Below are 14,349 nucleotides of genomic sequence, written 5' to 3' on the forward strand. Positions count from 1 at the left end.
ACGTATCATGATAAACAGTCGAGGTAAACGTGTTGTCCGTGAGGCTGTTTTCTTACCACCTTTGTCTTTGTGAGAGTTGAGGACAAATTTCTCGAATGAATCTGCGTCAGGTTGAAATCATGGATGCAGTCGGAATGTTCCGCCACTTGGCTATGGGTAGGCGAAACAGGATGCATACCGGTAGCCATTTAGGTGCGGAAAACATAGCTTTTGTGTTCTCACTTTTTGAGAGCTGCAAGTTGAATGACATTAATTTTGGTGATTATATAGAAGATATACTCACCCGACTGATGGAGGGGGAGCAAGACTTCATGTCCCTAATCTCATGTAATTATAACTCGAACAAAAAGGTGAATGTCAAGGCTGCCTAATAGGTAGCTTTGGCAATACCAATTAATAATATGCTTTTTTTGAAAAATGTTGGATGTGCTAACTGCTGAAAATCAGTAGTTACGTTCTAACGGTGATTTACGTTCATTGAAAGAAGAACAGAGAATTAAAAAATTTGGAAAATAAACCATTGGAAATGAAAAATCCCCAAAGATTCATCAAACAGATAGTTGGTGGAAGTATACTGATTATCCTGTTGGCTCCTTTTGCTCTTACAAGACCAGGCTCCGAAACTTTGTCGTTTTTAGAAACTGGTCAAATAGGCGACACAATAGGTGGTATATCATCGCCTATTGTTGGTATAGTGAGTATTTTCTTACTTGCTTATACATTGATAGAGCAATTGGATTTCAATACAAAACAAGTTCAGCTCCAACGACAGGAACAATTCAAAACTACGTTTTTTCAATTGTTGCAGGAGCAGAGGGGTATTACCAGTTCATTATATACAATTTATGAAGGAGTAAAATTGAAAGACCCAGCAAAGATTCAGAAGATTCCTGTTCGTGGGCAAGAATTCTTCAGAATGGGTTCTTTTGTATTGAAGAGTCTTTTTGATTCTATGGAATATGGGCATTATTGTCATGACTATGATCCTAATGAGATTGATGAGCAGCTTGCATATTTAGATTTATGTTCTGATAATAATTATTATGAAGATGAACAAGTCAATCCTCATTCGTTTGATCTTGAATCACTTAAAAAGAAATCACGTTTTTGCTTTCTGAATGATAAATATAAGATAACTAATGAAGAATTTGAGGCTTATAAACATTTAGATATAAAGCAAAAGATAGATTTTGTTTATGGACGTTTTTTCAATATCCATGAAGAGTGTGGTAACTATTTTAGGCATCTGTATAGAATATTGTATTTTGTAAAGCAAGCAGAGGAAGAGGAGTTACTTGGTATTTCCGATGTTACAGTTAGACAGAAAGTTTCCAAAAGATATTATGATTTGGTTCAATTTGTTCAGGCTCAGATGTCCACCAAAGAAATGCTTATGGTCTTCTATAATAGCTTTTCTTTTCCAAAACTAAGGGAATTACTGATTAGGTATAACTTATTGGAAAATTTGACAGTAGAGAACCTTATAGCTCCCAGCCATAATTGCATTGATGGCTATCATTTAAAGAAACAACTTATTTAATAATTTATATTGTTGGAGCATATGAAGGACTATATTTTAAATTTCGAAGGTTATTGGAGAGATTGCAATAAAGGTGGTCTTCCTACTTATAAAGGAGTGTACCTAGTATATCGTTGCAATTATAATGTCCAAAATGATACAGTTAATCTTATAGAGATTATCTATATCGGTCAGGCAGAGAATATTCACGACAGGCATATACGTCATGAAAAAGAGCAAATATTTAAAAGCCAGTTGCAGGAAGGTGAAGAACTTTGCTTTTCCTGTGCAAAGGTCGAACAAGATTTGGACTTGGTGGAAAATGCTTTAATTTTTGCTCAGAAACCATCCCTTAATGAAAAGGGAAAGGATAATTATGCTTATGATGAAGCTCATTTGGTTTTAAGTGGCTCTTGTACAGGTATGAAGTATACCGATTTTACAATACGTTGATTTTTATAAAAATAGGAAAAGTATTATGGCAGATACAGATGGTAAGACAAGAGAGGAGAAACTAAAGAAATGCTTTGTCATTATGCCAATTAGTGATGTTGATGGCTATCCTAAAGGACATTTTGATAGGGTTTATGAGTTCATCATTAAACCTGCATGTATGCAAGCAGGTTTTGATGCGATACGGGCAGATGTTACAGCTAAGACGAATGTCATAATAGTGGATATACTGAAGCATGTATATGATTGTGAAATGGCAATATGTGATTTGAGTGCTCGAAATCCAAATGTTTTCTATGAGCTGGGCTTTCGTCAAGCCTTTAACAAGAAGACTGTTTTAATGATTGATGAGAAAACAACACGTCCCTTTGATATTAGCGCCATACGTTCGTTTCAGTACCAGTCCTCTTTAAGAATTGATTTAGTCAACGAAGCTAAAGAAAAATTGATCAAGGCTTTGATGGAAACAGAAACAATGGAAGAGAATGAGACGAACTCCTTGCTAAAGCTGTTGTCAATAGAAAGCCCAGCTAAGTTACCTCAGAGTTTAAAATTGTCTGACGATAGTTCTCTTATCTTGCAAGCCATACGAGATTTGGGGGATGAAATTCAACGGAATTTCCGTAAGAATAGGAATTCGCCAGTATTGGTAAAGCCCAATTTACGTAGATTTACATTGCCAAATGGTGAACGTGTAAAAGTAGGTGATCATTTATACGACACCTTGAATAACCGAGAGCTTGGCGAGGTCATAGATATTACAGACAATAATATGGTAGTCAATAATAACAAAGGTTCCGTTGAATTTGTGAAGCTTGCACAAGCCGAGCATTTAGTAACAATGCCTTTTTGATCAGCCTTAAGCTTTGTTGATTAAATATAAATGAAAGATTATGTCTAAGTATATATTGTATCGTTATCAGTTTTCGCCCATTCAAAGCAATGTTCAGTCTTTGTTTCCTGTGAACGTAGATAAAATGTCTGATAAAGATTTAATGCAAAATAAGCAAACTTTATTTGCGTCACTCTTTGGAGAAAATGCCGAAATGAACTTTAAGAAGGGTAATAAGCTTTATAATCATAAAATGCTTTTCTCTCAAGGTGGCTTTTTTGTCTTCAAGATTGCTAATGACAAGAGCGTAAATTTGGAGGAGAACTTCACTAAATGCAAGCATGATTATTCGCCAAGCTGCAATGTTATTATTGATAATCGAAAAGATATTCAAATTATAGCTGTGGAGGAGAAGAAAAATGTATTCAAATCAACAGATGTGGTTTCTTCCATCTTGCAAGATACATTCTCTAAAGACTTACAGCCATACAGACTATCTATAGACATCAGACGAATTTATGATGAGACCGACTTTTGGACGATTGTTGCTGGTAATCGTGATTCAATAGAGAAGGTACGTTTTCGATTCTCTTATCCAAATTTGCCTGCCTTAAACAAAAATGTCAAGGAGGCTATTGCGGAAGTGGCAAAATCTACTGCGAGTGGAAATTCTGAATTTACGTTGGAGGCACAAAAGGGCTCTTCCTTAAATGTTTCAGAAGAAGATACGAACTTATCTTCTCTGGTTCAAATGTCTGCTGATGGTGGTGAAGAAATCAAGATAAAAATTAAAAAACTGGCTGCATGGCAGAAAGTTGGTGACTCGTCGAAATCCATCGAAATTGAAGATTTGGACGTTACTCTATCTAATGGATTGTTTGAAAAAGCATTAGACAAACTATCTGGATGCTTCAATAAATTGTTTAGGTAATGTGTATTCCTGTTAGATATATCATATATGTAGTGCTTACCGCATGTATAGGTTATGTTTCGTCTTTATGTTCTGAAGAGAATGATTATCTTTATGGGATGAGTCGAAATTTACTTACAGTTTGTATCACTCTGGTTACACTATATACTACGATTTCTAATCTCGTCATGATGCAATTGTCAAAGTTTCATGAAGAGTCAAAAGGAAACATTCTAAAATGTTTAGAAGGTCTAAGAAGGAATATAAAGATATTAATGGGATTGATAGCATGTGATGCTTTTATTCTTATTATACTTCCCAATATCAAACTCCAATTAGAACAATGGCTATGGTTGCTTAATCATTATCGGTTAGTTGTAGATATGGTGGTGTTCTTTACATTGTTTTATTTCTTGTATGTGATATATGATAGTACACTTGCTTTTTATAATCTTTTTGAACATAATAATAAATAAATTGTATATGTCTCAATTTCCAGATAATAGCAAGAGTATTGCGAAGAATACGTTGGTTCATTATTTTCGAATGCTGTTCTTGATGGTAGTATCGTAGTTTATGAGGCGTAATTATTCTTTTAAAATCCGTTCTCAAGATGAAATGGATGCTCAGATTGAGAATATTTCCAGCTATTTGGGGAGTGAGTAAAAGAATATTGATGGCAAAAAAATAAGCTCATGTTACAAGTCAATGATTTATGCATAGCTTATCTTGAAGGCTATATTCAGTGTAAGGTAACAGAGTATTTACTTCATGAAAAAGTTCTTAGTTCTGAGTTTGATATAATAAAGGAACATGTGGTGAAATGTATGGAACAGTATAAATCTTTTGCAGTTATTATCATAAGTTATGATAGTAGTAAGATTAATCAATAAAAAAAACAAAGAACAATGAAAAGTGAGTATGAACATTTGGGAAAAGAACAAGGCAAGCATCTCTCAGTATTCAATTTTAGCGCCAGACATCGATTCGTCTGTTGTATTTTATTAATTGTCGTCTTGGCTTTAGGTTGTTTTGCTTTCTTGGCATCCAACTATAGACAAGCTCAAAATAATATAGTAGCATTACAAAGAAAGGATGCAAAAATATTAGAAGACCTACTCTGTCCGGCGTTTAATCCTCAGAAGAGAGGAACTTATGATATAGAGAAAATAGCCGATTTGTTGGACAGACACCAAAACAGAGTAGAGGCATTGTTGGAAACTGAATATAACAAGTTACAAGCGGATTTTAATATTTTGATGTTATGGGCGAGTTGTTTGATGATAGTATTTCTTGTCTTTTCGTTATACTCAATATTCAAGACTGATGAAATGTTAGGTAAGGCCGAAAATGAAGCTAATCGGATTCATCAACTTTTGTCCGAATCTAATCAAGCTTGCGAAAATATTACCAATCAGGCTCAAATCGTAATGTCGCAGATGCAGCATTTACCTTCAGCACCAGTTCCGCCTCGGCCGCCTTTCAAATCACCAGATGATATGTCCGCAGATGTAGCACAAACAGAAGGAGATAATAGTCATGATTAATGAGACAAGGAGGTGTGTTGCAGCAATTGCTTATATGATGATTGCTGGCAAGGCTGCCAATGGCGTTTTTGATTATACATTAGGTGGCTTCTATAATATGGGCTGTACTTTTAGAGGGAATTATATATCTCTATTTGATTACAGGCGAAGTTGTTATGTATCAGGCTATTTGCCCAATTTGTTTGATTATTCAACGACATCTTATATAAATCTTCGAAAAGGTGTTAATACTATAGATGGTTTTGACTATCATACTGCAAGTTATTTTAATGTTACTGTAAATGGAAGTAATGTCACAATATTTGATTATCAAGTAGCCAAATATTACAGTTTTTCTGTTTCATAAGTATAAAAATATAACTATTCTGCTATTTATATAATAGGAGAAATATAATTAATTATTTAAGTATGGATTATTTTTTTTCAGACATAGTAGAGAGTTCTAAAAATAGAACTTTCTTGCAAAAAATAAAGTCTTTTTCAGAACAAGCGCAGCAGCAAGTTTATGTTCTGAAAGGCCCCTTGACAGATGCAAAGTACACATATGATATTGATGATGTCTGTATCATATTGACTCGTGGAAAGAAGATAACGTTTGTTGCTTTTTCAGATATTGACAAAGATCAATTTCTGGCATACAGGCAAGATGTTATGGAAGATATAGGTTCTTTGAGTGATTCTTATGGCTATCGGAATGTTATTGGAAGACCTCGAACATGGGAATGTAAGATAACTTGTAGTTATTATTTAGAGGAGATTACTGATTTTCGTCATTGGATTGATTCTGATATTCTATTGGATTCTGATACTCCTTCCCGTTTGTTGGATTTAATTATAACTTTGTTTATAGGAAGTATTAATGACGTTTCTAATATAACTATAGATAAACAACTTAGTATTTTAGAGAGAGTCAAACAAAAAATCCAAATGTTCGATGGACAACAGACTAGATTCATATATGGCAATATGGATGATGGTGAAAAGCGTATAACTATACAAGGACTATCTGGAACAGGAAAAACAGAGCTGCTTCTGCATAAATTGAAAGATGTTTATTTGAAAGGGACAGAACTTCCTATAGGTATCACATGCCATAATCGAGTGTTAGCTGATAGCCTTAATAAAAGAATAAAAGGCTTTTTTGATTTTATGCAAGTTAAGAAGCAGATAGATCCTGAAAAACTTTTGTGTGTTAATGCTTGGGGTAAGTCTGCATATCCGATGTCTGGTATCTATAGATATATATGTGAACAAAATGATTTGGATTTCCTTAATTTTAGGCAAAGCGGCTCTTTTGACTCAGCATGTAAAAATGCAATAAATCAGTTGAAGAAAAAAGAAAAAGTAAACTTTGTATTTTCTTATATGTTTATTGATGAGAGTCAAGATTTTGACGAATCTTTTTTCCAGCTATGTGAATTTGTCACAAAGGAAAAAGTATATGTTGCAGGTGATATTTTTCAAAGTATTTTCGAAGAGCATACAAAGCATGAAAACAAGCCAACATTTCTTTTAAGCAACTGTTACAGGACGGATCCTAAGACATTGATGATAGCTCATGCCTTGGGATTAGGACTTTATGAGAAAGAAAAGCTTTGGTGGTTGAACGATGAAGAATGGGCATTATGTGGTTATATAGTAAATAAAAATAATGATATATATAATTTGACTCGCTATCCATTACATCGTTTTGATGATGATGATAATGAAAAATGTTTTTCAATTGTTCGCTCGTCAAGTTTGTCAGATTCTCTTATAAATATAATACGTGAAATTAAAAAGGATTTCCCTGATTTGAATCCTGAAGATTTGTGTATAATATTCTTGGATGACGAAAGTTATATATACGATTATATACCACAGGTAGAGCGCTTGCTTTATCAATCTTGTAAATGGGAAACTAATATTGCTATAGAGACAAAGAAAAAGGAAAAGGGACGTGTTTTTGTAACAAATAGAAATAATGCAAAAGGCTTGGAATTTCCAATAGTTATTTGTATTTCGAATAAATTGAAACGATCTATATCTTACAGAAATACTCTTTATACAATGCTAACGCGTTCTTTTATTAGGTCGTATCTTATAGTGTCAGAACATGATAATGGTATATCTAATGAAATGGTTCAAGGAATTTTTAATACCTTGATAAATAAAAATATTTCGGTAAAAGCTCCTTCTGATGAAGAAAAAGCTAAGATGCATCGTTGGGTGGTTAATGCTAAGAGAGTGGAATCTCTTAAAGACAAGATTGATCGTGCATTCAAAGAAATAGGAATATTTGATTTAGCAAAACAGGAAAATATTTCAGAACTCATAAATGTAGAAAAGTTCAAAGATGCTGAGTATGATAAGATATTGAAGTTGATAGATACATTGAAAGATATGGCATGAAGAATATACCTATAATTCGGAAAATATATGATTTTGAGTTTGAGGTATTTAAAACTCATAATGAGAGTTCTGTTGATTTTGCAGCTCTGATTTTGGCAGTGGCAAGAAAAATTTTAGATGTTTCATCTCGTATGGAAGTTCTTAACATAGATAAAGCCATGGAACCATTCCTTATGGTTGAAGTGGGAAAGAATTCTCGGGCTAATATTTTCATTTCATCGAATAAATATGTTTCTATATCTTTTCCATTTAATATAAAATATAAGCAGGGGTATGTCAAACTCTATATAGATAAGCATGGTACAGAAATTAGAAGTGATATCATATCAGAATGTTTAAGTATTATGAATGAATTCAAACATAATGCAACCTTTGTGGATGTATGGTTTGAAAGTGATAATCCTTATTCGGAAATGTCACTTCGAACAGTAGAATATTTGTTACATTCTGAACCATGTTATTTACGCTATGATTATGATATGGCAAAAGCTAATGGAAGTTTGCATCCTGTTCACCATTTAGATATTAATATGACGAAAGGTGGACATTACAAAATCGGCTTACACAAAAAACTTTCTCATAAACAATTTCTTGATATTTTAAACATTGAGACAAATTGTTATTATTTGTCACCTATTACGGTGAATACAGGTTTGATAAAAAGGAAAATCGGTAAACGAAGGAAATAAGCATCAATCAAACGAAAGAACAGTTGATAAACCCCAATACGATTAACCATGATTTAAATATAATCATTGGAAGAATGAATAATTTCAACGACATACAAATTATAATTATGGCCGGCGGCGTAGGCAGCCGCTTCTGGCCTATGTCAACCCCCGATTACCCAAAGCAGTTCATTGATGTGATGGGTGTGGGCCGTTCCCTCATTCAGTTGACAGTAGATAGATTGAAGCCAATCTGTCCTGTCGAGAACATGTGGGTAGTGACAAACGAGAAATATATTCGCATTGTCAAGGAGCAAATTCCTGACATGCCAGTAGATAACATATTAGCAGAGCCGGAGGCTCGCAATACTGCTCCATGTATTGCTTATGCCTGTTGGAAAATCCAGAAGAAGCATCCTGATGCCAACATCGTAGTGACACCATCTGATGCGCTAGTTATCAATACATCGGAGTATCAGCGAGTGCTCAGCAAGGCATTGAGCTATACATCCGATAAGAACGCCATCGTTACCATCGGTATCAAGCCAAGCCGCCCGGAAATAGGCTATGGCTATATCGCCGCAGCAGAGCCAACATCCGTAGATGAAATCTACAAGGTTGAGGCTTTCAAGGAAAAGCCAAACCTGGAGACAGCCGAGCAATACCTTGCCGCTGGCAATTACTATTGGAATGCCGGAATCTTCGTATGGAACATCGATACCATTAGCAAGGCTATCCGAACCTTCCAGCCAAACCTTGCCAGCATCATGGACGAGATGGCATCTTCTTTCTATACCGAACAGGAGAAAGAAGTAGTCGGCAATCTCTTCCCAACCTGCGAGAAGATAAGTATTGACTATGCCGTAATGGAGAAGTCGAAGGAAATCTATACCTTGCCAGCCGAGTTTGGCTGGAGCGACTTAGGCAGTTGGGGCAGCCTCCGTACCTTACTTCCACAAGATGAGGTTGGCAATGCCAAGGTTGGCAAGGACATCCGCTTGTATGAATGTAAGAACTGCGTGGTTCATGCAGCCGATGAAAGCAAGGTGGTAGTTCAAGGATTGGATGGCTATATAGTAGCCGAGAAGAACGGACAGTTGCTTGTCTGTTCTTTGAAAGAGGAGCAGAGAATCAAGGAATTTGGGAAATAAAATATGTTAAATCAAACAATAATAAACGAATAGCGAAGAATACACTTCTTTTTCATCTCTGCCTTATCCTCACAAGGGTGTTGGCTAGTCCGTGATATCCTTAATATGGTATTGGTAGAGGGTTTACGGAATAAATAACGTTGTAGATGAAGTCATAGCTTTGTACTTTATGTATTGTTTCCTGTTACCAGAAAAATCAATCGAAAATCAATTTTTATGGCAGATTTTAGAAAAGCAAGAAATTTGAGTGCAAGAATGGAATGTGGGTGTAATCCCGGCATTATACAAATGCACAAGGATCAACAAGTCAAGAATGCGTATAACACAGGGGATGACGATCCTGTTGTTTGTAATTCTTGGATAGATTATTGGAAGACATTTGCGATGGAAGATATTCCTATGGTTTGTCCTTTGTGTGGTAAAGAATTGTCTGAAGATGAAGCTGACGGGTGTCATATACAGATAAAATCTCAATCAATAATGAGCAATGGTAAATATGAAAAAACAGTGTATATAATCCCAGGCCACCATAAATGTAATTGTCAGTTTGGTGCGGAGTTTAAATTGAAGATAGAAATAAAGGCGGTTGAGGCAATTAAGAAATAACAGAAAATATTGCAAATCAAATGAGAACAATCTTTGAAAAAATATTATCCATCCCAAAGAGTTTTTGGGTTAGTTCACATTTCTTTCCTTTGAAAGAAGCCATAAAACTACCAGTATTTGTTAGATACAATACTAAGATACAATCTTTGAAAGGTACTATAAAAATCAAATCGGGGGGGGTAAATACTGCAATGCTGAGAGTTGGCTTCGGCGGTGTCGGTATTTATGATAAAAAAAACTCAAGAACCATTTTGACGATTAAAGGTACCGTAGTTTTAAATGGCAGAGCTACTTTAGGACATGGAAGTGTATTGAGTGTACAGGAAAATGCAACCGTCACTTTCGGAGACAACTTTTGCAATACAGCCGAAGGAAAAATCGTATGCAAGAAGAGTATTACTTTTGGTGACAATGTACTGACTTCGTGGGAAACGCTTATCATGGATACCGACTGGCATGCAGTACAAAACACCCAGTTTGGAGAAGTATATCCATGTACAGAAGAAATAGTTATAGGAAGCAATGCTTGGATTTGCACAAGAAGCACAGTTCTTAAAGGTGCTGTCATTCCTGATGGTTGTATAGTGGGAGCCAATACATTGTGTACCAAGAAATTTACAGAAGAGAATACAATTATAGCTGGTAATCCAGCCAATGTTAGAAAAAAGAACGTAACATTACATAGACAATAATAGAAATGAATATAGCAATAATTCTTTCAGGAGGCGTGGGCAGTCGTATGGGGCTGAACATACCCAAACAATATGTTGTAGTCAATGGTCAACCAATAATAAGTTATTGTTTACAGACATTTTTATGCAACGAACATACAGATGCAATTGTTGTAGGTGTAGCAGATGAGTGGAAAGAATACGTTATGGAGCAAATGGAGAAATTGCATCCTGCCAAGCCTGTATTCTATGCAGCGCCAGGTGAAACTCGTCAGTATTCCATATTCAATGCGCTAAGAGTTGTAAAGGACCAAGGTTACAGCGATGATTGTTTTGTCATCATTCATGATGCTGCTCGTCCGCTTGTCAGTGACGAACTAATAAACAGGTGTTATGAGGCATGTGGCAGAGCAGATGGTTCTATGCCTGTAATAGCCGTCAAAGACACAACATATTATAGTGAGGACGGCAAGAGTATCACAAGTTTGCTTGATAGAAGCAAGTTGTGGGCAGGACAGGCTCCAGAGGCATTTGTTTTTGGTAAGTATCTTCAAATTCATGAGAAAATGTCTCATGAGGAACTGTTGAAAATAAATGGCAGTACGGAGATTGCATTTAAGCAAGGTCTGAAAGTGGAGATGGTTGAGGGAGACCCGATGAATTTCAAGATTACCACTCCTGAAGACCTTTCCAATTTTGAATCAATAATAAATAGCAAATAAAATGAAAGCATACGTTTTGCATGCAGTGAACAAACTGCAATATGATGATATAAACAAGCCTGACTGTCCTGACGGCTGGGCTATAGTAAAGGTGAAAGCTGCTGGTATTTGTAGTTCAGACATTGCAAGGGTTTTTACCAAAGGAACTTATCATTTCCCTACTATCCCTGGACATGAATTTGCAGGAATAGTGGATTCTGTCTCTTCCGAAGAAGACAAAGGACTTGTCGGGAAGCATGTCGGAATATTTCCTTTGATACCATGCAGAGAATGCCCACAATGTAAAGATAAGCATTATGAGATGTGTGCTCATTATGATTATGTTGGCTCTCGTCGAGATGGTGGATTTGCTGAATATGTTGCAGTTCCAGTCTGGAACTTGATACCATTGTCTGATGCCATTCCTTTTACTTCTGCAGCTATGCTTGAACCGCTTTCTGTAGCATTACATGCAGCAAAGATTGCGGATATTCAAAAAGGACAATCCGTTGGTGTTATTGGTACAGGAATGATAGGAATATGCGCTGCGCAATGGGCAAAATGTCTCGGAGCAGACATAGTTGATGTTATAGGGCGCAATGAAGCTAAAAGAAATCTTGTGGAAAAAGCAGGACTGAACTATATTATCATGACTGAACAAAAAGAGAATTGTCAGTTTGATGTGGTTATAGAAGCCGTTGGCAATCCCAAGTCAATAGATTTGGCTATCCAGTCTGTTTCTCCTGGTGGAACTTTGGTATTGATGGGCAATCCTTCAGGTGATATTTCTTTGTCTCAGAATACTTATTGGAGAATACTTCGTAAGCAGCTGCTTTTGAAAGGAACATGGAATTCTTCGTATGACGGAAAGAATCCTTCCGATTGGACAGAGGTGGTAGAGGCATTGGAGAAAAAAGAAATTAAAGTGGAACATCTGATTTCTCATTGTTTTGATCAAGACAATCTGAAAGAAGGTCTTGATTTGATGTTTCTGCATAAAGAACCCTATTGTAAAGTGATGACCGTATGGAACAAATAAAAAAGAAAGGTGAGATTTCTGCGTCTATGATGTGTTCCGACCTCGTGGACTTGAAGGAAACCATAAGAATTTTTGAGGAAGAGGGCGTTGAGCATCTTCATATAGATATGATGGATGGAAACTTTGTTCCCAATTTCGGACTGGGTGTAGATTATGTTAGAGGATTACGCAAACTTACAGACATACCTCTCGATTTGCACTTAATGATAAAAGACCCAGAATACAAACTCCAATGGATTGGAATAAAGGAAACGGATATCGTGTCAATACATTACGAGAGCAGCTTTCAAGTGCAGCGAGTGCTTGATTGGTTGGTTCCTTTCGGTTGCAAGAGATTCCTTGCCATCAATCCTGCGACTCCTATAAACTCTTTGGAAGAAGTGCTTGACTATATTGATGGCATCAACCTATTGATGGTAAACCCAGGTTTTGCTGGGCAGAAAATTGTGCCAAGTACAATGCGCAAAGCACAAAAGGTAGCGGATTTGTTGAAGCGAGAGCATCGAGAAGACATTACCATAGAAGTCGATGGTAATATCACTCCTGAAAATGCAAGAAAACTAAGAAGTATAGGAGCAAGTATATTCGTTGCTGGTACTTCGGCCATTTTCAAGGGCAATGTGAGTGAGTACAAGAATAATATTGATATGTTTAGAAAAATGATAATATAGTTATGAACAATGCAATTGTTGTAGTGCATCCTCAGGGTGTGGTAAAAAATATTGGCGATTATGTTCAGACTATTGCGATTAAGCAATATTATACGAATGCAACAGAATTTATTGATAGAGAAAAATTGCATTCATATAAGTCTGCGGATAATTCAAAAACAAATGTGATTGTAAATGGATGTTATGTTTGGAATACGGAAAATTGGCCTCCATCTGACGATTTAAACCCTTTGTTTATTTCAATGCATATTTTCCCAATGGCGGAAAAAGCCCTCTTTTCTGAAGCAAATGTTGTTTATTGGAAAAAACATGAGCCAATAGGATGTCGAGATTTGTCAACGTTGAAAATGTTTCAAAGGCATCATATTGATAGTTACTATTCTTCATGTGTTACTTTAACTCTTGGTGAAAAATATAAATTTTATGGGAAGAGAGAGGGGGTGTATTTCGTAGATCCATACATACCACTACCTTTATTTAAGGATGGTGCCAGCTTTAGAAAGCTGGTATGGTCAGAACTATTACAAACTCTTTTGTTTTATAGAAAACATAGAAGTATAATAAACAAACTGTCTAAGCATGAATTCTTTGGGCTTTATGGTCCTAATTGGGGGCATTCTCATTATAAAGGTATAAAGCAATACCTTATGAAGCATTACCATGCATTACAGTTCTATCGTATTTATTCTCAAACATTTACTGATGAGTTAATGCTTTCTGCTGAATATGTAACTCATATGTACCGTCTAAAGAAAGATAAGCAAGAGACTGATGATGACTTGTGTAATATAGCTGATAATTTGATAAAGAAATATGCTCATGCAGAGTTTGTTATAACAAGCAGAATACATTCTGCTCTTCCGTGTTTAGGATTGGAAACACCTGTCATTTTTTGTTTGAATAATGATATGGAATCCTCCAAGATTAAATTTAACACACCAGGACGTTTTGATGGAATAATAGATTTCTTTAGAATTTTGCGGATTTCAAAAGACGGAGTCCAAACAGAAGATAAGGAAATATTAAAGTTGGCGAAGATTTCTTCTATGAGTAAATTTCATAATAAAGACAACTATAAAAAGTATGCTGAAAAATTAAAAGGTAGCATACAAAAATTTATCTCTTGTAGTAATTCGGGGGAGGTCGTCCGAAAACTTAATTAGGGAAGCAAACAACTGAATTGAGCATTT

The 14,349-nt window shown here is 35.7% G+C and carries 16 protein-coding genes; all 16 read left to right on the forward strand.

The features are described from left to right. Positions 1-95: 95 nt before the first annotated feature. On the forward strand, positions 96-371 hold the full coding sequence (locus KSW37_RS13615) for a hypothetical protein (protein ID WP_217743504.1): 276 nt from the start codon (positions 96-98) through the stop codon (positions 369-371). 134 nt (positions 372-505) lie between these two features. Further along, the gene (locus KSW37_RS13620; RefSeq protein WP_217314899.1) at positions 506-1,540 is read left to right on the forward strand and encodes a putative phage abortive infection protein; all 1,035 of its coding nucleotides are present in this window, start codon (positions 506-508) and stop codon (positions 1,538-1,540) included. 21 nt (positions 1,541-1,561) lie between these two features. Further along, a complete protein-coding gene (locus tag KSW37_RS13625) occupies positions 1,562-1,972 on the forward strand; it encodes a GIY-YIG nuclease family protein (RefSeq protein ID WP_217314900.1) in 411 nt (136 codons plus the stop codon). Positions 1,973-1,997: 25 nt separating this feature from the next. Continuing rightward, a complete protein-coding gene (locus KSW37_RS13630) occupies positions 1,998-2,825 on the forward strand; it encodes a hypothetical protein (RefSeq protein WP_217314901.1) in 828 nt (275 codons plus the stop codon). A gap of 40 nt (positions 2,826-2,865) precedes the next feature. Then, complete coding sequence (locus KSW37_RS13635; protein ID WP_217314902.1) at positions 2,866-3,735, forward strand: hypothetical protein; 870 nt, start codon at positions 2,866-2,868, stop codon at positions 3,733-3,735. An 887-nt stretch (positions 3,736-4,622) separates the two neighbouring features. After that, positions 4,623-5,261 (forward strand): hypothetical protein, encoded by a 639-nt coding sequence (locus KSW37_RS13640; RefSeq protein WP_217314903.1) that lies wholly within the window; start codon positions 4,623-4,625, stop codon positions 5,259-5,261. Then, positions 5,254-5,607, forward strand: coding sequence for a hypothetical protein (locus KSW37_RS13645; RefSeq protein ID WP_217314904.1), 354 nt, complete (start codon positions 5,254-5,256; stop codon positions 5,605-5,607). The genes KSW37_RS13640 and KSW37_RS13645 overlap by 8 nt, the downstream gene beginning before the upstream one ends. Before the next feature lie 62 nt (positions 5,608-5,669). Further along, complete coding sequence (locus tag KSW37_RS13650) at positions 5,670-7,652, forward strand: DEAD/DEAH box helicase (RefSeq protein ID WP_217314905.1); 1,983 nt, start codon at positions 5,670-5,672, stop codon at positions 7,650-7,652. Then, positions 7,649-8,341 carry a hypothetical protein gene (locus tag KSW37_RS13655; protein WP_217314906.1) on the forward strand — a complete coding sequence of 231 codons (693 nt, stop codon included), beginning with the start codon at positions 7,649-7,651 and terminating at the stop codon, positions 8,339-8,341. Before KSW37_RS13650 ends, KSW37_RS13655 begins: the two co-directional genes overlap by 4 nt. Before the next feature lie 107 nt (positions 8,342-8,448). Further along, positions 8,449-9,471 (forward strand): mannose-1-phosphate guanylyltransferase, encoded by a 1,023-nt coding sequence (locus KSW37_RS13660; protein ID WP_254368664.1) that lies wholly within the window; start codon positions 8,449-8,451, stop codon positions 9,469-9,471. A 216-nt stretch (positions 9,472-9,687) separates the two neighbouring features. After that, complete coding sequence (locus KSW37_RS13665; protein ID WP_217314908.1) at positions 9,688-10,077, forward strand: hypothetical protein; 390 nt, start codon at positions 9,688-9,690, stop codon at positions 10,075-10,077. Positions 10,078-10,097: 20 nt separating this feature from the next. Next, a complete protein-coding gene (locus tag KSW37_RS13670; protein ID WP_217314909.1) occupies positions 10,098-10,769 on the forward strand; it encodes an acyltransferase in 672 nt (223 codons plus the stop codon). 5 nt (positions 10,770-10,774) lie between these two features. Beyond that, positions 10,775-11,470: an IspD/TarI family cytidylyltransferase gene (locus tag KSW37_RS13675; RefSeq protein WP_217314910.1), complete on the forward strand. Its 696-nt coding sequence runs from the start codon at positions 10,775-10,777 to the stop codon at positions 11,468-11,470. 1 nt (position 11,471) lies between these two features. After that, a complete protein-coding gene (locus KSW37_RS13680; protein ID WP_217314911.1) occupies positions 11,472-12,488 on the forward strand; it encodes a galactitol-1-phosphate 5-dehydrogenase in 1,017 nt (338 codons plus the stop codon). Then, complete coding sequence (locus tag KSW37_RS13685) at positions 12,476-13,159, forward strand: ribulose-phosphate 3-epimerase (RefSeq protein ID WP_217314912.1); 684 nt, start codon at positions 12,476-12,478, stop codon at positions 13,157-13,159. Before KSW37_RS13680 ends, KSW37_RS13685 begins: the two co-directional genes overlap by 13 nt. Positions 13,160-13,161: 2 nt before the next feature. Continuing rightward, on the forward strand, positions 13,162-14,322 hold the full coding sequence (locus KSW37_RS13690; RefSeq protein WP_217314913.1) for a polysaccharide pyruvyl transferase family protein: 1,161 nt from the start codon (positions 13,162-13,164) through the stop codon (positions 14,320-14,322). The last annotated feature ends 27 nt before the right edge of the window (positions 14,323-14,349 follow it).

It is taken from the genome of Segatella copri, from assembly GCF_019127135.1.
GTDB lineage: Bacteria > Bacteroidota > Bacteroidia > Bacteroidales > Bacteroidaceae > Prevotella.